Below are 24649 nucleotides of genomic sequence, written 5' to 3'. Positions count from 1 at the left end.
GGGATAAGCATGTCTCGCGTCGCTAAGAACCCCGTTAAGCTGCCAGCCGGTGTCGAAGTAAAATTCGCAGGCCAACAGCTTTCGGTGAAGGGTGCCAAGGGTACTCTTGAACTGAACATCCATTCGTCCGTTGAGATCGTTGAAGAAGCTGGTGAGCTGCGTTTCGCTGCTCGCAATGGCGATCAACAAACTCGCGCAATGGCCGGTACCACGCGTGCGTTGGTAAACAACATGGTCCAAGGCGTAAGCCAAGGCTTCGAGCGCAAGCTCCAGCTGGTCGGTGTTGGTTACAAAGCGCAAGCAAAAGGCACGGTTTTGAACCTGGCCCTTGGCTTCTCGCACCCAGTGGATTACGAACTGCCGGAAGGCATCACCGCTGAGACTCCTAGCCAGACCGATATCCTGATCAAGGGCATCGACAAGCAACTGGTAGGTCAAGTGGCTGCTGAGATCCGCGACTTCCGTCCACCAGAGCCGTACAAAGGCAAAGGTGTGCGCTACGCGGACGAAGTCGTCCGTCGTAAAGAAGCCAAGAAGAAGTAGGGCATAGCAAATGACCGACAAAAAAGTTACTCGACTGCGTCGCGCTCGCAAAGCACGCCTGAAAATGCACGAACTCGAAGTCGTGCGTCTCTGCGTGTTCCGCTCGTCGCAGCACATCTACGCCCAGGTCATCTCGGCCGACGGCAACAAAGTCCTGGCAAGCGCCTCGACTTTGGATAAAGAACTGCGTGATGGTGCCACTGGCAACATCGACGCGGCCACTAAGGTTGGCCAGCTGGTCGCTACGCGTGCTAAGGCCGCTGGCGTCTCGCAAGTGGCTTTCGACCGCTCTGGCTTCAAGTACCATGGCCGCGTGAAAGCGCTTGCTGATGGCGCTCGTGAAGCTGGGCTGGAGTTCTAAGTTATGTCAAATAACGACCAAAAGCGCGACGAAGGCTACATTGAGAAGCTGGTTCAAGTTAACCGCGTAGCCAAAACCGTTAAAGGCGGCCGTATCTTCACCTTCACCGCGTTGACCGTGGTTGGTGATGGTAAAGGCCGTGTTGGCTTCGGCCGTGGCAAGTCGCGTGAAGTGCCTGCTGCGATCCAGAAGGCAATGGAAGCTGCTCGTCGCAACATGATCCAAGTTGACCTGAACGGCACCACTCTGCAGTACGCAATGAAGTCCGCCCATGGCGCTTCGAAGGTGTACATGCAGCCTGCTTCTGAAGGTACCGGTATCATCGCTGGCGGCGCTATGCGTGCTGTCCTCGAAGTTGCTGGCGTTCAGAACGTTCTGGCCAAGTGCTACGGCTCGACTAACCCGGTAAACGTGGTTCACGCCACTTTCAAAGGTTTGAAAGCTATGCAATCTCCTGAGTCCATCGCTGCTAAGCGTGGCCTGACTGTCAAGGAGATCTTCTGATCATGGCTACCGTTAAAGTAACGCTGATCAAAAGCATGACCGGCCGCATCCCTAACCACAAACTGTGCGTTAAGGGTCTGGGTCTGCGTCGCATCGGTCACACTGTAGAAGTACTTGATACTCCCGAGAATCGCGGGATGATCAACAAGGCTTACTACATGCTGCGTGTCGAGGGTTAATCGATGAAACTCAATGATCTGAGTCCAGCGCCGGGTTCCCGTCGCGAAAAGCATCGTCCGGGCCGTGGTATCGGTAGCGGTTTGGGTAAGACTGGTGGCCGTGGCCACAAAGGTCAAACCTCCCGCTCCGGTGGCACCATCGCTCCAGGCTTTGAAGGCGGTCAACAGCCGCTGCATCGTCGCCTGCCTAAGTTCGGTTTCGTATCCCTGAAAGCCATGGATCGCGCAGAAGTACGTCTGTCCGAGCTGGCTAAAGTGGAAGGCGACATCGTTACTGTGCAGACCCTGAAAGATGCCAACGTGATCAACGTCAACGTACAGCGTGTGAAAATCATGCTGTCCGGTGAAGTGACTCGCGCTGTCACTATCGGCAAGGGAATCGGCGCCACCAAAGGTGCGCGTTCGGCTATCGAAGCAGCTGGCGGCAAGTTCGAGGAATAAATGGCTAAGCAAGGTGCTCTCTCAGCGCTCGGCAAAGGCGGTATGTCTGAACTTTGGGCTCGTCTGCGTTTTCTGTTCCTGGCGATTATCGTCTACCGAATAGGCGCACACATCCCGGTTCCAGGTATCAACCCGGACCGACTCGCAGACCTGTTTCGACAGAATGAGGGGACCATTCTTAGCTTGTTCAACATGTTTTCCGGCGGCGCGCTGGAACGGATGAGCATCTTTGCACTGGGGATCATGCCGTACATTTCGGCATCGATCATCATGCAACTGATGACCGCCGTCAGCCCGCAGCTGGAGCAGTTGAAGAAGGAAGGTGAAGCTGGCCGTCGCAAGATTAGCCAGTACACCCGCTACGGCACTGTCGCTCTCGCCCTGGTTCAAGCTATCGGCATGTCCGTTGGCCTGGCGGGGCAGGGCGTTGCGTTCACTGGTGACTTTGGCTTCCATTTCGTCGCGGTATCCACTTTTGTGGCTGGTGCGATGTTCATGATGTGGCTGGGTGAGCAGATTACTGAGCGTGGTGTTGGTAACGGTATCTCGATGTTGATTTTCGCAGGTATCGTCGCCGGTCTTCCGAGAGCAATCGGGCAGTCTTTCGAGTCTGCGCGTCAGGGTGATATCAATATTTTCGCCCTGGTTGCCATCGGTTTGCTGGCAGTAGCGATTATCGGTTTTGTGGTGTTCATTGAGCGTGGCCAGCGTCGTATTGCTGTTCACTACGCCAAGCGTCAGCAGGGCCGTAAGGTTTTTGCTGCGCAGACCAGCCACTTGCCGCTGAAAGTGAATATGGCCGGTGTTATCCCGGCAATTTTCGCGAGCAGCATTTTGCTGTTTCCGGCTTCGTTGGGTACCTGGTTTGGTCAGTCTGAAAATATGGGCTGGCTGCAGGACCTCTCTCAGTCGATCGCTCCTGGTCAGCCGTTGAATATTCTGCTGTTTAGTGCAGGGATTATTTTCTTCTGCTTCTTCTATACGGCGTTGATGTTCAATCCGAAAGACGTAGCGGAAAACCTGAAGAAGTCCGGTGCCTTTATTCCGGGCATCCGTCCAGGTGAGCAGTCGGCACGCTACATTGATGGCGTTCTGACTCGTTTGACCCTGTTCGGTGCTCTATATATGACGGCCGTGTGCTTGCTGCCCCAGTTCCTGGTGGTTGCAGCAAACGTTCCGTTCTACCTTGGCGGGACCTCGTTGCTGATCGTCGTCGTGGTTGTGATGGACTTCATGTCCCAAGTACAATCGCACCTCGTTTCGCACCAGTACGAATCCCTGATGAAGAAAGCCAACCTGAAGGGCTACGGCAGCGGCATGTTGCGCTGAGTACCCATAAGGTTCGAGGAGTTGGTGATGAAAGTTCGTGCATCGGTGAAAAAGCTGTGCCGTAACTGCAAGATTATTCGCCGCGAAGGTGTTGTTCGAGTAATTTGCAGCGCGGAACCGCGTCACAAACAGCGCCAAGGCTGAGTGTGATCCGCTTGAAGCCCGGCAGCTAGTGCGCTGCCGGGTTGATTATTTGTTATTACAGCGATATTATCTCGCGCCCTATTTCTTGGCTTCCGGGGCGTAGGTAGCTGTCAATTGGAGTCCCACTGAATGGCCCGTATTGCAGGCGTTAACATTCCAGATAACAAGCACACTGTTATCTCGCTGACCTACATCTATGGTGTTGGTCGCACTACTGCGCAGAAAATTTGCGCAGTTGCTGGGGTAAACCCAGCCGCTAAGATCAAGGATCTGAGCGACGAGCAGATTGAACAGCTGCGTGGCGAAGTGGCGAAGTTCACCACTGAAGGTGATCTGCGTCGCGAAATCAACATGAAAATCAAGCGTTTGATGGACCTCGGTTGCTATCGCGGTCTGCGTCATCGTCGTGGTCTTCCAGTACGCGGTCAGCGTACCAAGACTAACGCGCGTACCCGTAAAGGTCCGCGTAAGCCGATCCGCAAGTAATCGCCCCAGCGAATCGACAGGAAAATTATCATGGCAAAACCTGCTGCTCGTCCTCGTAAAAAAGTTAAAAAGACAGTGGTTGATGGCATCGCCCACATCCATGCTTCTTTTAACAACACCATCGTGACCATCACCGACCGTCAAGGTAACGCGCTTTCTTGGGCTACCTCTGGTGGTTCGGGTTTCCGCGGTTCCCGCAAGTCCACCCCGTTTGCTGCTCAAGTAGCTGCTGAACGTGCTGGTCAAGCTGCGCTGGAATATGGCCTGAAAAACCTCGACGTTAACGTCAAAGGTCCAGGTCCAGGTCGTGAGTCTGCTGTCCGTGCTTTGAACGGCTGTGGCTATAAGATCGCCAGCATCACCGACGTGACGCCAATCCCGCACAACGGGTGCCGTCCGCCGAAGAAGCGCCGCGTGTAATCCAGGAGATTGTAAAGAATGGCTCGTTACATTGGTCCAAAATGCAAACTCGCTCGTCGCGAAGGCACCGATCTCTTCCTGAAGAGCGGCGTGCGCGCGATCGAATCGAAGTGCAACATTGAAGCAGCACCTGGTATCCACGGCCAACGCCGCGGTCGCCAGTCCGACTACGGCACCCAACTGCGTGAAAAGCAGAAGGTCCGTCGTATCTACGGCGTTCTCGAGCGTCAGTTCAGCGGCTACTACAAAGAAGCTGCTGGCAAGAAAGGTGCAACCGGTGAAAACCTGCTGCAACTGCTCGAATGCCGTCTGGACAACGTTGTATACCGTATGGGCTTTGGTTCTACTCGTGCCGAATCCCGTCAGCTGGTATCGCACAAATCCGTCAGCGTAAACGGCCAAACCGTTAACGTCCCGTCCTACCAGGTTCGTGCTGGTGACGTGGTCGCGATTCGCGAGAAAGCAAAAAACCAACTTCGCATTGTCCAAGCTCTCGATCTGTGTGCCCAACGTGGCCGCGTAGAATGGGTAGAAGTAGACACTGAGAAGAAGTCGGGCGTTTTCAAGAACGTTCCAGCTCGCAGTGATCTGTCCGCCGACATCAACGAAAGCCTGATTGTCGAGCTCTACTCCAAGTAAGGGCTAGAAAATAGGTGCATCCATGCAGATTTCGGTAAATGAGTTCCTGACACCCCGCCACATTGATGTGCAGGTTGTCAGTCCAACCCGCGCCAAGATCACTCTCGAGCCTCTCGAGCGTGGTTTTGGCCACACCCTGGGCAACGCGCTGCGCCGCATCCTGTTGTCCTCAATGCCCGGCTGTGCAGTAGTCGAGGCCGAGATTGACGGTGTGCTCCACGAGTACAGCGCCATCGAAGGTGTACAGGAAGACGTAATTGAAATCCTGTTGAACCTTAAAGGTCTGGCTATCAAGCTGCACGGCCGTGACGAAGTTACGCTGACCTTGTCGAAGAAGGGTTCGGGGGTGGTTACCGCTGCCGATATTCAGCTGGATCATGATGTCGAGATCGTTAACCCCGATCACGTAATCGCTAACCTGGCGTCTAACGGCGCCCTGAACATGAAGCTCACCGTAGCTCGTGGTCGTGGTTATGAACCGGCCGACTCGCGTCAGAGCGATGAAGACGAAAGCCGCAGCATTGGTCGCTTGCAGCTTGACTCTTCGTTCAGCCCGGTTCGCCGTATCGCATACGTGGTGGAAAACGCCCGTGTCGAGCAGCGTACTAACCTGGACAAGCTGGTTATTGATCTGGAAACCAACGGTACTCTGGATCCTGAAGAGGCTATCCGCCGCGCTGCAACCATCCTGCAACAGCAGTTGGCTGCGTTCGTCGACCTCAAAGGTGACAGCGAACCAGTGGTAATCGAGCAGGAAGACGAGATCGATCCGATCCTGCTTCGCCCGGTTGACGATCTGGAACTGACTGTACGTTCGGCTAACTGCCTTAAGGCGGAAAACATTTACTACATCGGCGACCTGATTCAGCGTACCGAAGTAGAACTGTTGAAGACTCCGAACCTGGGCAAGAAATCCTTGACTGAAATCAAGGACGTTCTGGCCTCCCGCGGTCTGTCCCTCGGCATGCGCCTCGACAACTGGCCGCCTGCAAGTCTTAAGAAGGACGACAAGGCGACTGCCTGATCGTCGTAATCACCGAACGTGAGTTTGGTAAGGAATGAACCATGCGTCATCGTAAAAGTGGTCGTCACCTGAGCCGTACCAGCTCGCACCGCAAGGCCATGTTCCAAAACATGGCGGTGTCGCTGTTCGAGCACGAGCTGATCAAAACTACACTGCCGAAAGCTAAAGAACTGCGTCGCGTTGCTGAGCCGCTGATCACTTTGGCCAAGACAGACAGCCTGGCTAACCGCCGTCTGGCTTTCGACCGTACCCGTTCGAAAGCTATCGTTGGTAAGCTCTTCAACGACCTGGGCAAGCGTTACGCTACCCGTGAGGGTGGCTACCTGCGCATCCTCAAGTGCGGTTTCCGCGCTGGCGACAACGCGCCTATGGCGTACGTCGAGTTGGTTGATCGTGCTACTGCCGGCGAAGCTGTAAGCGCCGAGTAAGACGTCAGTCTGTAACGAAGAACCGGGCCTAGTGCCCGGTTTTTTGTGCGCGTAAGAAATAGCTCGATGGGTACAAGCTTCCACAGGCAGTGCTCGGCACTATGGCGTTTAGAGGGTTGGTAGTTATTCTCTATCGATGCTTACAATTTAATGAATTTGTAGGCTTCATAGGGATGACCAATACTCTATCCAAGCCGATTAGCCGGCAGTTCCAAGTCCGACCTGAGGAAAATTGAGCATGAGCCAGAATAAAGTTCTTACCACCGCCAGCGGCGCTCCCGTCGCGGACAATCAGAATTCCCGTTCCGCCGGCCCGCGTGGTCCGTTGCTGCTCGACGACTTCCACCTGATCGAGAAGCTCGCTCACTTCAACCGTGAAAACATCCCTGAGCGACGCGTGCACGCCAAGGGTTCAGGCGCCTACGGTACTTTCACGGTAAGCAAAGATATTACCCAATACACCAGCGCCAAGCTGTTCGAGAGCGTAGGTAAGCAAACCCCGACCTTCCTGCGGTTTTCCACGGTAGGCGGTGAGCGTGGCTCGGCGGATACAGAGCGTGACCCTCGTGGCTTTGCTCTGAAGTTCTACACCGAAGAAGGCAACTGGGACATCGTGGGTAACAACACCCCTGTGTTCTTCATCCGTGACCCGCTGAAATTTCCTGACTTCATCCACACCCAGAAGCGTCTGCCCCAGAGCAATCTGAAAAGCGCGCAGATGATGTGGGATTTCTGGTCGCACTCTCCAGAAGCGCTGCATCAGGTCACCATCCTGTTTTCGGACCGTGGTATCCCGGACGGCTATCGTCACATGCACGGCTTCGGTAGCCACACCTACAGCCTGATCAACGCCAAGGGTGAGCGTCACTGGGTAAAGTGGCACTACAAAACCAAGCAGGGCATCAAGAATCTGGCTCCAGCTGAAGCCGCTCGCCTGGCCGGTACAGACCCCGATTACGCGCAGCGCGATCTGTTCGGTGCGATCGAGCGTGGTGATTTCCCGAAATGGCGCGTGTGCATCCAGATTATGACGGAGGCCCAGGCCAATGCTCACTACGAGAACCCTTTTGACGTGACCAAGACCTGGTCGCAGAAGGAATTCCCGCTGATCGAAGTGGGTGAACTGGAACTCAACCGTAATCCGCAGAACTACTTCGCTGAAGTCGAACAAGCTGCGTTTGGACCGAGCAATATGGTTCCGGGTGTAGGCCTGTCGCCGGACCGCATGCTGCAGGGCCGTGTGTTCGCCTACGCAGATGCTCACCGCTACCGTGTCGGCACCAACCACCAGCAGCTGCCGGTGAACGCCCCACGTAGCCCGGTGAACAGCTACCAGCGCGACGGTTCGATGGCATTCGGCAGCAATGGCGGTGGTACACCTAACTACGAGCCGAACAGTTACGCCGATGCGCCTAAACAAGCGCCTCAGTACGCAGAGCCCGCGCTGGCCCTGAGCGGTGCCGCAGACCGTTACGATCACCGCGAAGACACGGATTACTACAGCCACGCGGGTGCCCTGTTTCGCTTGATGAGCGCCGAGCAGAAAGACTTGCTCGTCAACAACATCGCCGGCGCAATGGCTGGGGTTTCCAGTGATGTGGTTCAGCGTCAATTGGCGCACTTCCAAAAGGCCGACCCGGCTTATGGAGAAGCAATCGCAAAGGCGTTGGGTGTATCGCTTAACTGACTCTAAACGATAAGCAGAACCGCCCTCATTTGGGCGGTTTTTGCGTTATTTAAGCTACTTTTCTGCGAAAATCTTCACTTTTCTGCCGTTGATCCCGTGACCTCCAGGTCATCATGGTTCAAACTACAGACTTTCAAGCAGGGAGATGTAGGGCGATGCAAGGTCACCCCGACGTAATCGATTACCTCAACACGTTGCTGACGGGCGAACTGGCAGCTCGTGACCAATATTTCATCCATTCGCGTATGTACGAAGACTGGGGCTTTACTGAGCTCTACGAGCGTATCAACCACGAAATGGAAGAAGAGGCACAGCACGCCGACGCGCTGATGCGCCGTATCCTGATGCTCGAAGGCACGCCACGTATGCGTCCCGATGACCTGGATGTAGGTACCACAGTGCCTGACATGCTCGCTGCCGACCTGCGATTGGAATACAAAGTCCGTGCTGCACTCTGCAAAGGCATCGAACTCTGCGAACAGCACAACGACTATGTCACTCGTGAAATCCTCCGCGTGCAGCTGAACGATACCGAAGAAGATCACACCTACTGGCTGGAGAAGCAGTTGGGCCTGATCAAGCTCATTGGCCTGGAAAATTACCTGCAATCGCAGTTCTAATTCCCGGCTATAAAAAAGCCCCGGTCACCTTAGCGGTGACCGGGGCTTTTCATTGGGCCCGATAAAGTCAGGCCCGGTCGCGGGCCAACAATGGTTTCAAGTAGTAACCGGTGTGCGACTGAGGCATCTCGGAGACCTGCTCCGGCGTACCTACTGCGATGATCTGGCCACCTTTGGAGCCACCTTCCGGCCCAAGGTCCACCAGCCAGTCGGCGGTTTTGATCACATCCAGGTTGTGCTCGATCACGACCACCGTGTTTCCGTGGTCGCGCAAGCGGTGCAACACGTCCAGCAGTTGCTGGATGTCCGCAAAGTGCAGGCCGGTTGTCGGTTCATCGAGGATGTAGAGAGTCTTGCCGGTATCGCGCTTGGACAGCTCGCGCGACAGCTTGACCCGTTGCGCCTCACCACCGGACAGCGTGGTCGCCGATTGCCCCAGCTTGATATACGACAGGCCCACATCCATCAGTGTTTGCAGCTTGCGCGCCAACGCCGGGACTGCATCGAAGAACACCCGCGCTTCCTCGATGGTCATCTCCAGGGTTTCATGGATGCTCTTGCCCTTGTATTTGATCTCCAGGGTTTCGCGGTTGTAGCGCTTGCTCTTGCACACATCACACGGCACGTAGATGTCCGGAAGGAAGTGCATTTCCACCTTGATCAAGCCATCGCCCTGACAGGCTTCGCAGCGTCCACCCTTGACGTTGAACGAGAACCGGCCTGGCCCGTAGCCCCGCGAACGGGACTCCGGAACGCCGGCAAACAATTCGCGGATCGGCGTGAACAGCCCGGTATAGGTCGCTGGGTTTGAGCGTGGCGTGCGACCGATCGGGCTCTGGTCGATGTCGACTACTTTGTCCAGGTGTTCCAGGCCCTTGATGCTGTCGTGCGCCGCTGCTTCCAGGGTGGTTGCGCCATTCAAGGCGGTAGCGCTCAGCGGGAACAGGGTGTTGTTGATCAGCGTCGACTTGCCTGAGCCGGAAACGCCTGTCACGCAGGTCAGCAGGCCAAGCGGGATTTCCAGGTCGACATTGCGCAAGTTGTTCCCGCGCGCACCCTTGAGGTGCAACGCCAGCTTCTTGTTGCGCGGTGTCCGTTTGGCCGGCACTTCAATCTTGACGCGACCAGACAGGTACTTGCCGGTCAGTGAGTCCGGGTGCGCCATGACTTCGGCAGGCGTACCTTCGGCGACAATATGCCCACCATGCACACCGGCGCCCGGGCCAATATCGACGACGTAGTCCGCCAGGCGAATCGCATCTTCGTCGTGTTCGACCACGATCACGGTGTTGCCAATGTCCCGCAGGTGTTTCAGCGTACCGAGCAGGCGATCGTTGTCCCGTTGGTGCAAGCCAATGGACGGCTCATCAAGGATGTACAACACACCTACAAGACCGGCACCAATCTGGCTGGCCAGGCGAATCCGCTGGGCTTCACCGCCCGACAAGGTATCCGCGCTGCGATCCAGCGACAGGTAGTCCAGGCCCACATTGACCAGGAACTGCAGTCGCTCGCGAATTTCCTTGAGGATCTTGTCGGCAATTTCCCCGCGACGGCCTGTCAGTTTAAGCACGCCAAAGTACTCGCAGGCATCACCGATAGGCAGGTTGGTTACCGCCGGCAACGTCTTCTCGCCTACCCACACATGCCGCGCCTCGCGACGTAAACGAGTGCCCCGGCAATCCGGGCACGGTTGGGTGCTTAGGAACTTCGCCAGTTCTTCGCGCACGCTCGCCGATTCGGTTTCGCGGTAGCGGCGCTCCAGGTTCGGCACGATGCCTTCGAACGGGTGGGAGCGTTTAACGATGTCGCCACGGTCGTTCAGGTACTTGAAGTCGACATTCTGCGTGCCGCTGCCGTGGAGGATGACCTTCTGCTGATCCGCCGGCAGTTGGTTGAACGGCACTTCGAGGCTGAATTTGTAGTGTGACGCCAACGACCCCAGCATCTGGAAGTAGTAGACGTTGCGCCTGTCCCAGCCGCGTATCGCGCCCTCCGCCAGGGTCAGCTCGCCGTTGACCAGGCGCTTGATGTCGAAGAACTGCTTCACACCGAGGCCATCGCAAGTCGGGCACGCGCCGGCCGGGTTGTTGAAGGAAAACAGCTTGGGTTCCAGCTCACTGATGGCGTGGCCACAGATCGGACAGGCAAAGCGCGCGGAGAAGATGATTTCTTCACCCGGCTCGTCGTCCATCGGCGCCACCAGGGCAATGCCGTCTGCCAGCTTCAGTGCTGTCTCGAACGATTCCGCCAGACGCTGTTGCAGGTCGGCCCGCACCTTGAAGCGGTCCACCACGACATCGATGGAGTGCTTTTTCTGCTTGTCGAGTTTCGGCGCTTCATCCAGCTCATAGAGCTTGCCGTTGATCCGCGCGCGTACGAAACCTTGTGCGCGAAGCTCCTCGAAGACGGAAAGGTGTTCGCCCTTGCGTTCACGAATCACCGGCGCCAGCAGCATCAGCTTGGCGCCTTCCGGCTGTGCCAGTACCAGGTCAACCATCTGGCTGACGGTCTGGGCTTCCAGGGGAATGTCGTGGTCCGGGCAGCGCGGGATACCTACGCGCGCATACAGAAGACGCAGGTAGTCGTAGATTTCGGTGATGGTGCCCACGGTGGAGCGCGGGTTATGGGAGGTCGACTTCTGTTCGATGGAGATCGCCGGCGACAGGCCTTCAATCGTGTCGACGTCGGGTTTTTCCATCATCGACAGGAACTGCCGGGCATAGGCCGACAACGATTCCACATAGCGCCGCTGGCCTTCGGCATACAGCGTGTCGAACGCCAGGGACGATTTGCCGGACCCGGACAAGCCGGTGATGACGATCAGTTTGTCCCGGGGCAGGGTCAGGTCGATGTTCTTCAGGTTGTGGGTTCTAGCCCCACGAATCAGGATCTTGTCCAAGATGGCCTCGCACGGCGGGCGTAAATAATGCAGGAGTATACGGCTAAAGACTGGATGAATATACACTGTCAAGTGGCCGCTTGCAGCCTTACATGAAAGCTGCGCGGCAAAGCGCCGCATATACCCTCTCAATCGATGGGACTGGTAGAATCGCCGCCGGTTCACACGAGGTTTTTCCATGCACGATCCCCACAGCGAACGCATGAGTAGCGGCGAGACCCGAGCGGCAAGCGGTCTGGCCCTGGTGTTCGCCTTCCGTATGCTTGGCATGTTTATGGTGTTGCCGGTACTCGCGACCTATGGAATGGATCTCGCAGGCGCGACCCCCGCCCTCATCGGCCTGGCGATTGGCGCCTACGGCCTGACCCAGGCAATTTTCCAGATTCCGTTCGGGATCATTTCCGACCGCGTTGGCCGTCGTCCGGTGATTTACCTGGGGCTGATCGTGTTCGCCCTCGGCAGTGTGCTCGCGGCGCAGTCCGATTCGATCTGGGGCGTGATCGCCGGTCGCGTCCTACAGGGCGCCGGTGCGATTTCTGCCGCCGTCATGGCGCTGCTGTCGGACCTGACCCGCGAACAGCATCGCACCAAGGCCATGGCCATGATCGGCATGACCATCGGCCTGTCGTTTGCCGTGGCCATGGTGGTCGGCCCCTTGCTGACGCGCGCGTTCGGCTTGCACGGGCTGTTCCTTGCCACGGGCGGCATGGCGTTGTTCGGCATCGTGATCGTCGCCTTCATGGTGCCGCGCTCCACTGGCACATTGCAGCACCGTGAGTCCGGGGTTGCGCGCAAGGCGTTGTTGCCGACACTCAAGCACCCCGACCTGCTGCGCCTGGATTTAGGTATCTTCGTATTACACGCGATGCTGATGTGCAGCTTCGTCGCCTTGCCCCTGGCCCTGGTGGAAAAAGCCGGCCTGCCCAAGGAGCAGCACTGGTGGGTCTACCTCACCGCGCTGTTGATTTCGTTCTTCGCCATGATCCCGTTCATCATCTATGGCGAGAAACGACGCAAGATGAAACAAGTGCTGCTCGGCGCCGTCGCGACGCTGATGCTCACTGAGCTATTCTTCTGGCAGTTCGGCGATAGCCTGCGAGCGCTGGTCATCGGTACGGTGGTGTTCTTCACCGCGTTCAACCTGCTGGAGGCTTCGTTGCCTTCGCTGATCAGTAAAGTTTCACCGGCCGGTGGCAAGGGCACGGCGATGGGGGTGTACTCCACCAGCCAGTTCCTTGGTTCTGCATTGGGCGGCATCATGGGTGGCTGGATGTTCCAGCATGGCGGTTTGTCGGTTGTGTTCCTCGGATGCGCTGGGCTGGCTGCACTTTGGCTAGCCTTTGCTGTTACCATGCGCGAACCCCCATACGTCACAAGCCTGCGCCTGCCGTTGTCGCCCGAAGCCATTCGTGAAGCCGGCCTGGTAGAGCGCCTGAAGGCCGTTGTTGGGGTAACAGATGCGGTAGTGATCGCCGAAGAAGCCGCCATCTACATCAAATTGGACACCGAATTATTGGATCGCGCGACGCTCGAGCAACTGGTCAATCCAGTGCCGACAGCGCGCCCAGCCTAGGAGAACGTTATGGCCCGTGGGGTTAACAAAGTCATATTGGTCGGTACATGCGGCCAGGATCCCGAAGTTCGCTACTTGCCTAACGGTAACGCCGTGACCAACCTGAGTCTGGCGACCAGCGAACAGTGGACCGACAAGCAAACCGGCCAGAAGGTCGAGAAAACCGAATGGCACCGTGTGTCGATGTTCGGCAAGGTGGCAGAGATCGCCGGTGAATACCTGCGCAAAGGTTCGCAGGTCTACATCGAAGGCAAACTGCAGACCCGCGAGTGGGAAAAAGACGGTATCAAGCGTTACACCACCGAAATCGTGGTCGACATGCAAGGCACCATGCAACTGCTGGGCGGCCGTCCACAGGGCGACCAACAGGGCCAGGGCGGCATGTCCAACTCGGCTCCGCGCCCACAGCAGTCGCGTCCGCAGCCAAGCCAGCAGCCACAGCGTGAGTCGCGTCCAGCGCCACAGCAGGCTGCTCCGCAACCGGCTCCGGATTTCGACAGCTTTGATGACGATATCCCGTTCTAGGATACCGCCCGGACCTGCCGTGCAGCGTCTTTCCCAAAAGCCCCCTGAGCCCTGCTCTCGGGGCTTTTTGTTTGCCTGCGAAAAACACCCTCAAGGATGAACACCGTGCCAAACACTCTTCTGGTCTTCCTGTTCAGTGCGATTTTTGTTGGCGTCTGCCCTACGCTGCAAGCGGCCCCAAACGCCTCGGCGTCCCTTGCGGGCGACAAAAAACTGGTCGTAGGAATCTGGGCCATGCAGGCGTTGAACGAAGGCAGAACCAATGTGGCCGAATTCAGGCCTGACGGCCAACTGTTGCTGCACGCGTTCAACTGTGTGGCATCCAGCCAGGAACCGACCGATGTGATGCGTTATTCCGTGGCCGATGACGGCAAGGTGATCAACATGATCTTGCCGACCAAAACCATCGAGCTGAAGGTGCTGACCTTCTCGCCGCAGTTCATGCAGTTCACCTCCCGTACCGGGGGGATGGAAATCAGGTACGACTTCGAGAAAGTCGACGACGTCGACTCAGTGTGTGAGCGATACCCGAAACTCAAGGCGGAGAAGGCGCGCAATACCCCCTATGCGAGCAGTGACTTTGTCGCCGCGCCGGCCATTCCCGAACACCCGGGCATGGAGCGATACCTTGGGACATGGGGGTCCAACAACGTCGCTGTGGTTGAAATCCTGCGAGACGCCGCCGACGGTTTTTACCTGAGTATGCCCAGCGACGGAACCTGGCATTACCTCTATAACGACGTGCATTGGGTCGGCGACGAACTGCACTTCCAGAGTTACACCTACTCGGATAATTCTGCGTCGTTTCCCTCACCCAAACACAAGCAGCGGATTCCGACCAGCCTGACGCCCATGTCCGACGGCATCTTGCGCCAAAACTTCACCCTGTTTGGCGATCCCTATCTGGGCATTTTGACGCGCATGAAATAGTCGGCGTGGTGTTTCGGCGGGTTTGTCGTCACGCCTCACAAGATTTAGGCTGTGGCCCACCTCAAGCGAAGGAGAGTCGCCATGACCTGGTCTGCCAAGCAGTACACGATGTTCGAACAACAGCGTACCCGCCCAGTCCGGGATTTGGTCGCGGCCATTCCTGACACCGAAGTCCACAGCGCCGTCGACCTGGGCTGCGGCCCCGGCAATTCCACTGAAGTATTGGCCGAGCGTTTCCCAGACGCCCACGTCACTGGCATGGACAGCTCCGTCGACATGCTGGCCGACGCGCGTAAACGCCTGCCGGCGCTGAATTTCGAACTGGCGGATATTGGCGACTGGAGCCCGGCGCAACCACTCGACGTGATCCTGGCCAACGCCTCGCTGCAATGGCTGCCGGACCACGCCACACTCTATCCGCACCTGGTCAGTCAACTGGCACCCGGCGGCACCCTGGCCGTGCAAACCCCGGACAACCTCGACGAACCCGCCCACCGGCTCGCCCGCGAAGTCGCAACTGATGGTCCCTGGGCCGCCAAGATCGGCGCGGTCAGACACAACGAGCGCCACACCGCGAGTTACTACTACGAGCTGCTGAGCCAACATTGCAGCACCGTCGATATATGGCGCACCACCTACCTGCACCCGTTGGCGAATCACGCGGCCGTGGTGGAGTGGTTCAAAGGCTCGGCATTACGCCCATTCCTTGCAGCGCTTACCGATAGCGAAAAGGCTGCGTTCCTACAGCAATACCAGGCACGGATTACCCAAGCTTACCCAGCCCTGGCCGATGGTACTGTCCTGCTGCCATTCCCGCGCCTGTTTATCATCGCTTCCCGCTGACACCGGCCGAGCAAGTGACGGTCATGCCGCCGTCGCTTGCGCCTTCAGGTATTCGTCCGCCGAAACCACGCCTGCGTAACCGAACGCCAACGATGCCATATACGCATCGTGCACTTGCGCGGCCGGAATCACTCGGCCATTGAACTCCAGGTCCCGCGTCGCGCAGGCATCGTGAATCAGCGTGACCTTGTAGCCCAGATCCGCCGCCGCCCTCACCACGGCATCGATGCACATATGGCTCATGCTGCCGACCACCACCAGTTCGGTGATGCTGCGTTGCTCCAGCAATGCACGCAGGTTGGTTTCGCGAAACGCGTTGACGAAATGCTTCAGCACCACCGGCTCGTTGCCTTGGTTCAGCACCTTTGCATGCAAATGCGCGCCTTCGGAGCCCGGCGTGAAGAACGGCGCGTCCTCGGAGGTGAACTCATGGCGCACGTGAATCACCGCATCCCCAGCCTGTCGAAACGCTTGCAGCACCTGCGCCGCCTTGTCCGCAGCGGCGTCCACGCCGTCGAGCGGCCACTTGCCCTGCGGGAAGTAGTCGTTCTGTATATCGATTAGGATGAGTGCTCTCTTGGCCATGTGTATTGCCTCGTGATGGGTTGATAGGCCCAGTATCTTAGCTGGCGTGTGCACCCGGGATTGGCTGCACCGACAAAAACAGGGGGAAAACTGACAATGGCTGTTGTTGAATTGGGTGTGTTGATCTACCAAGGCGCGCAACTGGCCGCCGTGCACGGTTTGACCGACCTGTTTGGCGTGGCCAACCGGATCGCCGCCGAGCATCAATCTGCGCAGTTGCCGTTGCTGCGGGTCAGTCATTGGCAGGTGGATGTCACCGGCACACCTGCGCGGGTATTCGACAGCCATCCTGGCCCTGATCAACCGATGATGGCCGTCTTGGTGCCACCCTCGATTGGCGACTTTACCGAAGAACAAGCGCCGCCGGCGCTGCTGGAATGGATCCGCCAGCAGCACGCGATGGGTACGGTGCTCGGCGGCGTGTGTATCGGTTCGATCATGCTGGCGCGCAGCGGTCTGTTGGACGGGCGTAGCGCCACCACCCACTGGTCCTCCGCCCAGTCCTTCGCCAGGCGCTTTCCCGCTGTGCGCCTGGAAGCGGACAAACCCATCGTCGATGACGGCGACCTGATCACCACCGCCGGGCTGATGGCCTGGTCCGAACTGGGCCTGCGCCTGGTCGACCGGCTGATGGGCCCGAGTGTTGCAGCGGATACTGCGCGTTTTCTGGTGATCGAACACAGTGACAGCGCCAGCCAATGCGGCAGCAACTTCGCGCCGATTCTCGGGCATGGCGACGGCGCGATCCTCAAGGTTCAGCATTGGCTGCAAGCCAGCGGCGCAGTGGATGTCAGCGTCGCGGCCATGGCGCAAGAGGCGGGCCTGGAAGAGCGCACTTTCCTACGGCGCTTTCGCAGTGCCACGGGGTTGAAACCCACCGAATACTGTCAGCACCTGCGCGTGGGCAAGGCGCGGCAAATGCTTGAATTCACCAACGGCACCATCGACCACATCGCCTGGACCGTGGGTTACCAAGACCCCAGCGCCTTTCGTGCCACCTTCAAGAAAATCACCGGCCTGGCCCCCAGTGATTACCGCAGTCGGTTTGGTGTCTGATCGTGCAGAACACCACCGAATCACGGCCGCCTCGTGCAGAATAAAACAGGCGTTATGCCATCGCTTTTTGCTTAACAGCTTGATTTGACAGCCTTCTGTACTCTGCGGGCCTTGGCGTGATCCCTGCATTCCTTCCCCTACACACAGGGCTGCACAGCCGAGGGGAACGCATGACCCCGACACAACGCAAGAAACTCGTAGTCGCCCACTCCACCCGCGAGGGGGCTGCGCAGCATGAGGTCGACACCAACCACGCGCTGGCGCGCTGGCTGGCGCAGATTCTCGGCCTCAAGTTCGGCGGCAGTTACGACGCGCAGCAGCATGCCGGCCGGGAACTCTACGTGCTGCCCACCCAGACCCTGGTCGGCGCCGCGCAAGCGCGAGCGCTTCAAGTCAGAGGCCCGCAAGACCTGTGGGGCGGTTATGTCGATCACGACTTCATCTGCACCAAGGCGATCAGCCACGGCCTGTTCAACCCGCAGGCCAAGGCCCCGGAAGGCTGGTCATCCCTGTTCGCTGAGCGCGTACGAAAAGTCGTGTTGGATGGCGTGAGCGTCTTCGCGTTGGAGGACGCCAGGCCCGCCGCCGCGCACCTGCTCAAGTGTGGGCCGATCCGCCTGAAGCCCGTGCATGCTTGCGCCGGACGCGGCCAGGAAGTTATCCACAACCTGGATGAATTCGAGGCAGTGCTGGCGCGTCCCGGCGCTGCGGCAATGATTGATGAAGGCCTGGTGCTGGAGCAGGATTTGCAGGACGTGATGACCCACAGTGTCGGTCAGAGCTTTATCGGCGATCACGTATTCAGCTACTGCGGCGAGCAGTACCTGACCCAGGACGGGCAGGGTGAAGATGTCTACGGCGGCTCCGACCTGCTGGTGGTGCCGGGCTACTATGAAGACTTGCTCAAGCTCCCATTGCCTGGGGATGTGCGCCTGGCTATCGAGCAAGCCCGGGTTTTCGATAACGCCGCCGACGAGGCCTATCCCGGCTTCTACGCGTCCCGGCGCAATTACGACATTGCCCAGGGCCTGGACGGCAACGGCCAGCGCCGCAGTGGTGTGCTCGAACAATCCTGGCGCATGGGCGGCGCCAGCAGTGCCGAAGTGGCGGCGCTGCAAAGCTTTATCAACCACCCCGGCCTGCGCGCCATTCGTGTGTCTTCAGTGGAGACCTACGTGGACCGGGCACTGCCGGCGGATGCGATCGAGGTGTATCGGGGCCCGGCGCAAAACAGTGACTTTCTTCTCAAGTATGTGACGGTCAAATCCTATGACGGCTAGAAGCGAAAGCATTGCAATCGACATTGACGACGAGCAAATGAGCGGCACCTTCCTGAGCCCGAAATCCAAGGTGCCAGGGGTGCTGTTCGTGCATGGCTGGGGCGGTAGCCAGGAGCGTGACCTCGAGCGCGCCAAGGGCATCGCCGGGCTGGGCTGCGTGTGTCTCACCTTCGACCTGCGCGGTCACGCCGACACAGGCATTGCGCTGTCACGCGTGACCCGTGAAGACAACCTGCGCGATCTACTGGCGGCTTACGACCGCTTGCTCGCCCACCCGGCCATCGACACCTCGGCGGTGGCGGTGGTGGGCACCAGCTACGGCGGTTACCTGGCCGCCATCCTCACTTCCTTGCGCCCGGTACGCTGGCTGGCGCTGCGGGTGCCGGCACTGTATCGCGACCAGGAATGGCTCAAACCCAAGCGTGACCTGGATAAGGTCGACCTGATGGACTACCGCAGCACCCTGGTACACGCCGAGACCAATCGAGCCTTGCATGCCTGTGCGCAATTTACCGGCGATGTGCTGATCGTCGAATCCGAGACGGACGAGCACGTGCCCCACGCCACCATCATGAGCTACCGCGCGGCGTGCCAGCAGACTCACTCGTTGACCCACCGCATCATCGATGGTGCCGACCATTCGTTGAGCGATCCTGTGTCCCAGCAGGCCTACACCTCGATCCTGGTGGGCTGGATTACCGAGATGGTGGTGGGGGAGCGCTTGAGCATCATCCAGTCCCGATAAGCGGGGTGTCATTGACGCCGCCTTCGCGGGCAAGCCCGCTCCCACAGTTGGAATGCATTTTCCCTGCTGGAATGCATTCTTCCTGCTGGAATGCACTCCCCTGTGGGAGCGGGCTTGCCCGCGAAGGCAATAGATCAATCAACAGCGATTCAAGCCGGTGCCTTCTTCACCCGCAACGCCTTGGCCTTGGCCTCTACCGCGAGGTACATCACCAATGCAATCAACAGCGGCACAATAAAATAAATCGCCCGGTAGGCAATCAACCCCGCCAATAAACTGCCCCGCGACGCCTCATGCTGCAACAGCGCGATAAACACCGCCTCGAGCACGCCCAAACCCGCAGGAACATGGGTGAGCACACCGGCAATCGCGCTGATCAGCAATACCCCCAACACCAGTGGATAATCGAGCTTGGCCGGCAGCAGGGTGAAGATCACCGCCGCCATCAGCGACCAGTTCAACGCGCCCAAGGCCAGTTGCAGGCATGCCATGCGCACCGACGGCAGATTGATCTCCATGCCCCGGATCGCCCACGCGCGCTTTTTGCAAAACTGGCACGCTGCCAGATACCCCAGGCTCGCCAGCACCAACACCAGGCCAATGCCCTGCAACGCGCCGGTGCTGACTTTCCAGCCCGGCGGCATGCGCACCAGGCCGCTGCTGAACACCACCCCGGCCAGCGCCATGTAGCCAAACCAATTGGTTGCCAGGCTCAGGCCGAGGATCTTGGCGATATTGCCGTTGCTCACCCCCAGCCGCGAATACAATCGATAGCGCATGGCAATGCCGCCGACCCATGCGCTGAGGTTGAGGTTGAACGCATAACTGATGATCCCCACCGGCAGAATCTGTTTCCAGCCCAGGTTCTGGCGGATGTAGGTGCGGCCGATCAGATCGAAGCTGGCGTACACCAGAAAACTGCACAGCGTCAGCGCGCCCGCGATCAACAAGGTGCGCAGCTTGAAATCGCCCAGGGTCTGCAGCACTTCACTCCAATCGATGCGTCGGGCGAGGAGGGTGAACAGCACAATCAGCGCCAGGAAGAACAACACGGTCAGTGGTTTCTTCCAGTTGGCAAAGCGCGAAGCGCTGGCTTCAGAGGTCATGGGCCTGGCTCTCGATGGGTTTCAACCGCGGCTTGTGCGCCGGCAACCAGCCCGTCAGCGCGGGGAAGTGGCGCATCACATGAAACACCAGGAACCCCACGGTCAACCGCCATAGCCATAAACGCGGCTTGCGGTTTTCCGGCATGGTCTGACAGTGGTCTTTCGCTAGGGTTTGCAGGCGCTCGTACAGCTGTTGGTTGAACCGGCGGTCATGAATCAACACGTTGGCCTCCAGGTTCAGCGACAGGCTCAGCGGGTCCAGGTTGCTTGAGCCCACGGTGCTCCACTCTTCATCCACCAGCGCGACCTTGCCGTGCAGTGGGCGCTGGCAATATTCGTGGATCACCACGCCGTCCTTGAGCAAGTAGTCGTAGAGCATGCGCGCCGCCAGCTTGGCCAGCAGCACATCGGGCTGGCCCTGCATGATCAGTTGCACCTGTACGCCCCGGCGCGCCGCATTGCGGATTGCGCGCAGCAGGCGGTAGCCGGGGAAGAAGTACGCGTTGGCGATCACCACGCGTGTCTGCGCCTTGCCCAGGGCATGGATATAGGCTTCTTCGATGTCATCGCGGTGTTGCAGGTTGTCACGGTAAATCAGGCGCACCAGCCCCTCGCCTTGATCACCGGGCCACGCTGACGGTGGTTGCTGACGCCGCCGCCAGCCGCGCCGCATACGCACCTGGCGACCGCTCTGCGCCAGGGCGAAGTGATGCAAGTCCGCCACCGCCGGGCCCGTCACCTGCACGGCGTAATCCTGCTTGGCCTCAGGGCCGAAATCCCCCAGGTGATCCGCCGAAAAATTGATCCCGCCGATAAACGCCACGTTGGCGTCCACGACCACAATCTTGCGATGCAAGCGGCGAAACCAGTTGGTGCGAATGCCCAGGGTCTTGGACGCGGGGTCGAACATCTGCACCGTCACGCCGGCGTCGGCCAATTCGCCGAGAAACGCCGGCTGCAACTCACCGCAACCAAAACCGTCCAGGCTGACCACCACCTTCACCCCACGCCGGGCCGCCTCAATGAGCACGCCTTGCAGCTCAAGGCCTACCTTGTCTTCGAACAGGATAAAGGTCTCCAGCAGGATCTCCCGCTGCGCCTGGCGCAATACCTCGAACACCTTGGGGAAGTACGCTTCGCCGTTTTCCAGCAACTCAACCTGGTTACCGCTCTGCCAGCCGTAATCCAGGTCACGGGCCTTGGTTTGATCCGGCGGCTGGTCGGTGGCGATGTGTTCGACGGCAATGTTCATAGCTCGATCTCCACCGACAGCGGCACATGGTCAGACAAATGCGACCAGGGCCGCGTGGTCAACACCTGGGGGTTGTGTACCTTGAGGTTGCGCACGTAGATACGGTCCAGAGGCAGCAACGGCAGCCGCGCCGGGAACGTGCGCGCCGGCTTGCCATGGGCCTGCACGAATACTTCGGTGAGGCCGCTCTGGCTCAAGTCGGCCTTCTGCCGCCAGTCGTTGAAATCGCCAGCGACCACCAGCGGCGCTTCGGCGGGAATCTCGCGAATGCGCTGCTCCAGCAGGCGCAACTGTTGCTGGCGATGGACCTCGCGCAGGCCCAGGTGGATGCAGATCGCGTGCACCTCATGGCCGCTGCCCGGCAGGCGCAGCACACAATGCAGGAGGCCGCGGTTTTCATGGCCGCTCTGGGAAATGTCGAGGTTGTCATAGCGCACGATCTGGAATTTCGACAGCAGCGCATTGCCGTGATCGCCGTGGGGGTAGACGGCGTTGCGTCCGTAGGCGAACTGCGGCCAGATGCTGTCGGCGAGGAATTCGTACTGTGGCATGTTGGGCCAGTCGCTGTAGCGCTGCGGGTGGCGTTCGTGGGTGCCATGGATTTCCTGCAGGAACACCATGTCCGCGCCCACGGCACGCACCGCTTCGCGCAGCTCGGGCAGGATGAATCGCCGGTTCAGGGCGGTAAAACCCTTGTGGATATTGACCGTCAGCACCGTGAACCGAGTGATGGCGACGTTGGGCGTGATGGGCATCCAGTCGGGGATCGCAGCCATGGTTGCTCCTGAAAAAGAGTGGGGGGCTTACCCTCGTTTAAGGCTGACTCTAAGGGGCCGCGGAAAGTTTCCAGCGTCCTACGGATGGCATAAACATGGCCGCGCGGGGGAACGATCAAGCCTCAATCCCGTCAGTTCCTTACAGACCCATCTGCAAGGAGTCCGGTGTTTTGCTGAATTTCAAGACTGCAATCCTGCTCGGCGCGCTGCTGTTGTGCGCCAGCGGCGCCCTGTACGCCGCGGATTCCGCGCCCGAAGCCCAAGCACCGGCCAAGCCTGAGTTGTTGGTGGAAGGCGGGCTGTTGGGGGCCATCAGTTCCAGCATCGACGATGTGCAACAGCAGCTCGACCTCAACCAGGGCCTCATCGACGCCTGGCGCCTGCGCGCCGATCGCGCGGCGGATGAAGTAGGGCGGTTGGTCGATCAGACGTCCGAGCGTTCGCCATGGAGCGTGGCCGGGGACTTCGTCTTGTTGTCCGGGGTGTGGGTCGGTGCGTTTGCCTTGCTGACGTTGCTCGGGCGTTTGATTGTGCAGCGCTTGGGGCGACGCCCATGGTTTGAGCCGCGCGAGCGCCTGCAGGCGCTGCTCGGGTACGTGGTGCCCTATACGATTCCCGCACTGATTTGTCTGCCGCTGACCCTCTATGTCAGCCACTTTTTACCGACTTCCGTAGGACGTGCGCTGGCGCTGTGTTTTGCCTACGCCACCAGCAGCGGGATCTTTTCCACATCGATGCTGCTTTGCGTGATCGTCATGTTCAATCTCGGTCACAAGCGTTCGGCGGTGCGGATTATTCGCAATTATTGTCCCAAGCCGCTGTTCCTGATCGGCTTCCTGGCTGCCCTCAGTGATGCCCTGACCAGCCCGCAAATCGCTCGCCAACTCGGCGGCAATATCACCAGCAGCGTCGCGGTATTTACCGGCCTGTTTGCCGCCGTGATCTTTGGCGTACTGGTCGTGCGCCTGCGCCGCCCGGTGGCCCATCTGATTCGCAATCGGTCGCTGGCCCAGCGCCTGAAGCATCCGGCGTTGCAACAATCCCTGCGGGTGTTTTCCGGGCTGTGGTACTGGCCGATCCTGTTGATGGTGCTGGTCTCGGCGATCAACCTGATTGGCGCCGGCGACGACAATCAAAAAGCCCTGCGCTGCGCCCTGTTCACCACGATCCTGCTGATCGGCACCGTGTTCCTCAGTACCGTGCTGCAACATCTGTTCAAGTCGCGCAGCCAGGTGGCGATCCAGCGCAGCAGTGCCTACAAGGAGCGTTTTCTCAGCCTGCTGCACGCAATCCTGCGCATTGCCATGGCGATCGGCTTTATCGAGATCCTCGGGCGCATCTGGGGTGTCTCGCTGTTCGAGTTCGCCGAGCGCAATTCCATCGGCCGGGCGATCAGCGATTCACTCAGCAGCATCGGCCTGATCCTGTTGATGACCTGGCTGTTCTGGGTGGTGCTCGACACCGCGATCCAGGAAGCCTTGAAACCGCCGGTGAACAAACGCTCCAGCCGCCAGCCGAGCACTCGGGTGAAAACCATCCTGCCGCTGGTGCGCAATGCGGTGAAGATCATCCTGGTGGTGATCTGCGCGATCACCACCATGGCCAATCTGGGGATCAACGTTGCGCCGCTGCTGGCGGGTGCCGGAGTGGTCGGCCTGGCGATTGGTTTTGGTTCGCAGCAACTGGTGCAGGATGTGATCACCGGGCTGTTCATCATCATCGAAGACACGCTGTCCATCGGCGACTGGGTGGTGCTCGACTCGGGCCACGCCGGTACGGTCGAGGGCTTGACCATTCGCACGTTGCGCCTGCGTGACGGCAAGGGGTTTGTGCATTCGGTGCCGTTCGGGCAGATCAAGGCGGTCACCAACCAGTCGCGGCAATTTGCCTATGCGTTCTTCTCGGTGCAGTTCACCTACGACACCGATGTGGACAAGGCCGTAGAGTTGATCCGCGAGGCGGGGCAGTCGATTCGCGACGATGTGTTCCTCAAGTACAACCTGCAAGGGCCGCTGGAGGTGTTTGGCGTCGACAAGATGGACCTCAATGGCGTGGTGCTCACGGCGCAGTTCCGCACGGTGTCGGGCGGGCAGTACGCGGTGAGCCGTGCGTTCAACCAGCGCTTGAAAAAGCTTGTGGATAACTGTGCCGAGGTGCAGTTCGCGCAGACTTATCCACAGCAGGTCCTGGTGCCCGCACGAGCACCCCTTGAGCATGACCCGGCCGCGGCCGGCACGAAAACAGTTAATCCGTGACGGTTGCGCTACAAAC

Annotated in this window: 27 protein-coding genes; 22 read left to right on the top strand and 5 right to left on the bottom strand. The window is 59.0% G+C overall.

The window, feature by feature from the left end; translation table 11 throughout:
* The first annotated feature begins 9 nt into the window (after nt 1-9).
* The 14 genes from rplF to bfr all read left to right on the top strand — a co-directional run bounded on the left by rplF (nt 10) and on the right by bfr (nt 8805).
* Nucleotides 10-543, top strand: coding sequence for a 50S ribosomal protein L6 (gene rplF, locus AC3ISR_RS25255; protein ID WP_003176412.1), 534 nt, complete (start codon nt 10-12; stop codon nt 541-543).
* Between the two features lie 10 nt (nt 544-553).
* Entirely contained in the window at nt 554-904 is a 351-nt protein-coding gene (gene rplR, locus AC3ISR_RS25250) for a 50S ribosomal protein L18 (RefSeq protein WP_017736664.1), read from the top strand.
* Nucleotides 905-907: 3 nt separating this feature from the next.
* On the top strand, nt 908-1408 hold the full coding sequence (rpsE, locus tag AC3ISR_RS25245; RefSeq protein ID WP_003176409.1) for a 30S ribosomal protein S5: 501 nt from the start codon (nt 908-910) through the stop codon (nt 1406-1408).
* Nucleotides 1409-1410: 2 nt separating this feature from the next.
* Nucleotides 1411-1587 (top strand): 50S ribosomal protein L30, encoded by a 177-nt coding sequence (rpmD, locus tag AC3ISR_RS25240; RefSeq protein WP_003186033.1) that lies wholly within the window; start codon nt 1411-1413, stop codon nt 1585-1587.
* Between the two features lie 3 nt (nt 1588-1590).
* Entirely contained in the window at nt 1591-2028 is a 438-nt protein-coding gene (rplO, locus tag AC3ISR_RS25235; RefSeq protein ID WP_003176407.1) for a 50S ribosomal protein L15, read from the top strand.
* Nucleotides 2029-3357, top strand: a complete 1329-nt coding sequence (gene secY, locus AC3ISR_RS25230) for a preprotein translocase subunit SecY (RefSeq protein ID WP_017736663.1) — start codon at nt 2029-2031, stop codon at nt 3355-3357.
* A gap of 27 nt (nt 3358-3384) precedes the next feature.
* Complete coding sequence (gene rpmJ / locus AC3ISR_RS25225) at nt 3385-3501, top strand: 50S ribosomal protein L36 (RefSeq protein WP_002555468.1); 117 nt, start codon at nt 3385-3387, stop codon at nt 3499-3501.
* Nucleotides 3502-3630: 129 nt separating this feature from the next.
* A complete protein-coding gene (gene rpsM, locus AC3ISR_RS25220) occupies nt 3631-3987 on the top strand; it encodes a 30S ribosomal protein S13 (protein WP_003194635.1) in 357 nt (118 codons plus the stop codon).
* A gap of 30 nt (nt 3988-4017) precedes the next feature.
* The gene (rpsK, locus tag AC3ISR_RS25215) at nt 4018-4407 is read left to right on the top strand and encodes a 30S ribosomal protein S11 (RefSeq protein ID WP_002555466.1); all 390 of its coding nucleotides are present in this window, start codon (nt 4018-4020) and stop codon (nt 4405-4407) included.
* Nucleotides 4408-4425: 18 nt separating this feature from the next.
* On the top strand, nt 4426-5046 hold the full coding sequence (gene rpsD / locus AC3ISR_RS25210; RefSeq protein ID WP_003210056.1) for a 30S ribosomal protein S4: 621 nt from the start codon (nt 4426-4428) through the stop codon (nt 5044-5046).
* Nucleotides 5047-5068: 22 nt separating this feature from the next.
* Nucleotides 5069-6070: a DNA-directed RNA polymerase subunit alpha gene (locus AC3ISR_RS25205; RefSeq protein WP_003176403.1), complete on the top strand. Its 1002-nt coding sequence runs from the start codon at nt 5069-5071 to the stop codon at nt 6068-6070.
* Between the two features lie 41 nt (nt 6071-6111).
* Entirely contained in the window at nt 6112-6498 is a 387-nt protein-coding gene (rplQ, locus tag AC3ISR_RS25200) for a 50S ribosomal protein L17 (protein ID WP_003176402.1), read from the top strand.
* 238 nt (nt 6499-6736) lie between these two features.
* Nucleotides 6737-8185, top strand: coding sequence for a catalase (locus AC3ISR_RS25195; RefSeq protein ID WP_192299099.1), 1449 nt, complete (start codon nt 6737-6739; stop codon nt 8183-8185).
* Nucleotides 8186-8340: 155 nt separating this feature from the next.
* Nucleotides 8341-8805, top strand: coding sequence for a bacterioferritin (gene bfr / locus AC3ISR_RS25190; protein ID WP_003176400.1), 465 nt, complete (start codon nt 8341-8343; stop codon nt 8803-8805).
* A gap of 67 nt (nt 8806-8872) precedes the next feature.
* Here the strand turns inward: bfr and uvrA are convergent, their stop codons facing one another.
* Nucleotides 8873-11707, bottom strand: a complete 2835-nt coding sequence (uvrA, locus tag AC3ISR_RS25185) for an excinuclease ABC subunit UvrA (RefSeq protein WP_305391612.1) — start codon at nt 11705-11707, stop codon at nt 8873-8875.
* A gap of 178 nt (nt 11708-11885) precedes the next feature.
* On the opposite strand from uvrA, the gene AC3ISR_RS25180 reads away from it, so the two are divergent.
* The 4 genes from AC3ISR_RS25180 (at nt 11886) to tam (ending at nt 15578) form a co-directional block, all read left to right on the top strand.
* On the top strand, nt 11886-13280 hold the full coding sequence (locus tag AC3ISR_RS25180; protein ID WP_463983921.1) for an MFS transporter: 1395 nt from the start codon (nt 11886-11888) through the stop codon (nt 13278-13280).
* A gap of 9 nt (nt 13281-13289) precedes the next feature.
* A complete protein-coding gene (locus AC3ISR_RS25175) occupies nt 13290-13805 on the top strand; it encodes a single-stranded DNA-binding protein (protein WP_003232445.1) in 516 nt (171 codons plus the stop codon).
* Nucleotides 13806-13910: 105 nt separating this feature from the next.
* The gene (locus AC3ISR_RS25170) at nt 13911-14735 is read left to right on the top strand and encodes a hypothetical protein (RefSeq protein WP_463983920.1); all 825 of its coding nucleotides are present in this window, start codon (nt 13911-13913) and stop codon (nt 14733-14735) included.
* An 81-nt stretch (nt 14736-14816) separates the two neighbouring features.
* Nucleotides 14817-15578: a trans-aconitate 2-methyltransferase gene (gene tam / locus AC3ISR_RS25165; protein WP_192299095.1), complete on the top strand. Its 762-nt coding sequence runs from the start codon at nt 14817-14819 to the stop codon at nt 15576-15578.
* A gap of 21 nt (nt 15579-15599) precedes the next feature.
* Here the strand turns inward: tam and AC3ISR_RS25160 are convergent, their stop codons facing one another.
* Nucleotides 15600-16163: a cysteine hydrolase family protein gene (locus AC3ISR_RS25160; protein ID WP_192299094.1), complete on the bottom strand. Its 564-nt coding sequence runs from the start codon at nt 16161-16163 to the stop codon at nt 15600-15602.
* Between the two features lie 96 nt (nt 16164-16259).
* Here AC3ISR_RS25160 and AC3ISR_RS25155 point away from each other — a divergent pair, with 96 nt between their 5' ends.
* From AC3ISR_RS25155 to AC3ISR_RS25145, 3 genes are all read left to right on the top strand, one after another.
* Nucleotides 16260-17219: a GlxA family transcriptional regulator gene (locus AC3ISR_RS25155; RefSeq protein ID WP_463983919.1), complete on the top strand. Its 960-nt coding sequence runs from the start codon at nt 16260-16262 to the stop codon at nt 17217-17219.
* A gap of 170 nt (nt 17220-17389) precedes the next feature.
* Nucleotides 17390-18499: a DUF3182 family protein gene (locus AC3ISR_RS25150; protein WP_463983918.1), complete on the top strand. Its 1110-nt coding sequence runs from the start codon at nt 17390-17392 to the stop codon at nt 18497-18499.
* Nucleotides 18489-19244, top strand: coding sequence for an alpha/beta hydrolase family protein (locus tag AC3ISR_RS25145; protein WP_463983917.1), 756 nt, complete (start codon nt 18489-18491; stop codon nt 19242-19244). The genes AC3ISR_RS25150 and AC3ISR_RS25145 overlap by 11 nt, the downstream gene beginning before the upstream one ends.
* Before the next feature lie 149 nt (nt 19245-19393).
* Here AC3ISR_RS25145 and AC3ISR_RS25140 read toward each other — a convergent pair whose 3' ends face one another.
* Genes AC3ISR_RS25140 through AC3ISR_RS25130 form a run of 3 tightly spaced genes read right to left on the bottom strand, consistent with a single transcriptional unit; the run spans nt 19394 to nt 22378 of the window.
* Nucleotides 19394-20350 (bottom strand): lysylphosphatidylglycerol synthase domain-containing protein, encoded by a 957-nt coding sequence (locus tag AC3ISR_RS25140; protein ID WP_192299092.1) that lies wholly within the window; start codon nt 20348-20350, stop codon nt 19394-19396.
* A complete protein-coding gene (gene clsB / locus AC3ISR_RS25135) occupies nt 20340-21602 on the bottom strand; it encodes a cardiolipin synthase ClsB (protein WP_192299091.1) in 1263 nt (420 codons plus the stop codon). Before clsB ends, AC3ISR_RS25140 begins: the two co-directional genes overlap by 11 nt.
* On the bottom strand, nt 21599-22378 hold the full coding sequence (locus AC3ISR_RS25130) for an endonuclease/exonuclease/phosphatase family protein (protein WP_192299090.1): 780 nt from the start codon (nt 22376-22378) through the stop codon (nt 21599-21601). Before AC3ISR_RS25130 ends, clsB begins: the two co-directional genes overlap by 4 nt.
* Before the next feature lie 170 nt (nt 22379-22548).
* On the opposite strand from AC3ISR_RS25130, the gene AC3ISR_RS25125 reads away from it, so the two are divergent.
* Nucleotides 22549-24633: a mechanosensitive ion channel family protein gene (locus AC3ISR_RS25125; RefSeq protein ID WP_463983916.1), complete on the top strand. Its 2085-nt coding sequence runs from the start codon at nt 22549-22551 to the stop codon at nt 24631-24633.
* Nucleotides 24634-24649: the final 16 nt, after the last annotated feature.

This window comes from Pseudomonas sp. GL_117 (assembly GCF_057835125.1).
The sequence above is the reverse complement of the archived record's forward strand: the minus strand, read 5'-3'. Positions and strand labels throughout refer to the sequence as shown.

Bases quoted from the DNA above. Each gene is read 5' to 3' on its own strand.
- AC3ISR_RS25175 (WP_003232445.1), top strand. From the start codon at position 13,290: ATGGCCCGTGGGGTTAACAAAGTCATATTGGTCGGTACATGCGGCCAG.
- AC3ISR_RS25145 (WP_463983917.1), top strand. From the start codon at position 18,489: ATGACGGCTAGAAGCGAAAGCATTGCAATCGACATTGACGACGAGCAA.
- rpsD (WP_003210056.1), top strand. From the start codon at position 4,426: ATGGCTCGTTACATTGGTCCAAAATGCAAACTCGCTCGTCGCGAAGGC.
- rplF (WP_003176412.1), top strand. From the start codon at position 10: ATGTCTCGCGTCGCTAAGAACCCCGTTAAGCTGCCAGCCGGTGTCGAA.
- AC3ISR_RS25155 (WP_463983919.1), top strand. From the start codon at position 16,260: ATGGCTGTTGTTGAATTGGGTGTGTTGATCTACCAAGGCGCGCAACTG.
- rplR (WP_017736664.1), top strand. From the start codon at position 554: ATGACCGACAAAAAAGTTACTCGACTGCGTCGCGCTCGCAAAGCACGC.
- rplO (WP_003176407.1), top strand. From the start codon at position 1,591: ATGAAACTCAATGATCTGAGTCCAGCGCCGGGTTCCCGTCGCGAAAAG.
- tam (WP_192299095.1), top strand. From the start codon at position 14,817: ATGACCTGGTCTGCCAAGCAGTACACGATGTTCGAACAACAGCGTACC.
- rpmJ (WP_002555468.1), top strand. From the start codon at position 3,385: ATGAAAGTTCGTGCATCGGTGAAAAAGCTGTGCCGTAACTGCAAGATT.
- secY (WP_017736663.1), top strand. From the start codon at position 2,029: ATGGCTAAGCAAGGTGCTCTCTCAGCGCTCGGCAAAGGCGGTATGTCT.
- clsB (WP_192299091.1), bottom strand. From the start codon at position 21,602: ATGAACATTGCCGTCGAACACATCGCCACCGACCAGCCGCCGGATCAA.
- rpmD (WP_003186033.1), top strand. From the start codon at position 1,411: ATGGCTACCGTTAAAGTAACGCTGATCAAAAGCATGACCGGCCGCATC.
- bfr (WP_003176400.1), top strand. From the start codon at position 8,341: ATGCAAGGTCACCCCGACGTAATCGATTACCTCAACACGTTGCTGACG.
- rpsE (WP_003176409.1), top strand. From the start codon at position 908: ATGTCAAATAACGACCAAAAGCGCGACGAAGGCTACATTGAGAAGCTG.
- AC3ISR_RS25140 (WP_192299092.1), bottom strand. From the start codon at position 20,350: ATGACCTCTGAAGCCAGCGCTTCGCGCTTTGCCAACTGGAAGAAACCA.
- AC3ISR_RS25180 (WP_463983921.1), top strand. From the start codon at position 11,886: ATGCACGATCCCCACAGCGAACGCATGAGTAGCGGCGAGACCCGAGCG.
- rpsK (WP_002555466.1), top strand. From the start codon at position 4,018: ATGGCAAAACCTGCTGCTCGTCCTCGTAAAAAAGTTAAAAAGACAGTG.
- rpsM (WP_003194635.1), top strand. From the start codon at position 3,631: ATGGCCCGTATTGCAGGCGTTAACATTCCAGATAACAAGCACACTGTT.
- rplQ (WP_003176402.1), top strand. From the start codon at position 6,112: ATGCGTCATCGTAAAAGTGGTCGTCACCTGAGCCGTACCAGCTCGCAC.
- AC3ISR_RS25130 (WP_192299090.1), bottom strand. From the start codon at position 22,378: ATGGCTGCGATCCCCGACTGGATGCCCATCACGCCCAACGTCGCCATC.
- AC3ISR_RS25205 (WP_003176403.1), top strand. From the start codon at position 5,069: ATGCAGATTTCGGTAAATGAGTTCCTGACACCCCGCCACATTGATGTG.
- AC3ISR_RS25150 (WP_463983918.1), top strand. From the start codon at position 17,390: ATGACCCCGACACAACGCAAGAAACTCGTAGTCGCCCACTCCACCCGC.
- AC3ISR_RS25160 (WP_192299094.1), bottom strand. From the start codon at position 16,163: ATGGCCAAGAGAGCACTCATCCTAATCGATATACAGAACGACTACTTC.
- AC3ISR_RS25195 (WP_192299099.1), top strand. From the start codon at position 6,737: ATGAGCCAGAATAAAGTTCTTACCACCGCCAGCGGCGCTCCCGTCGCG.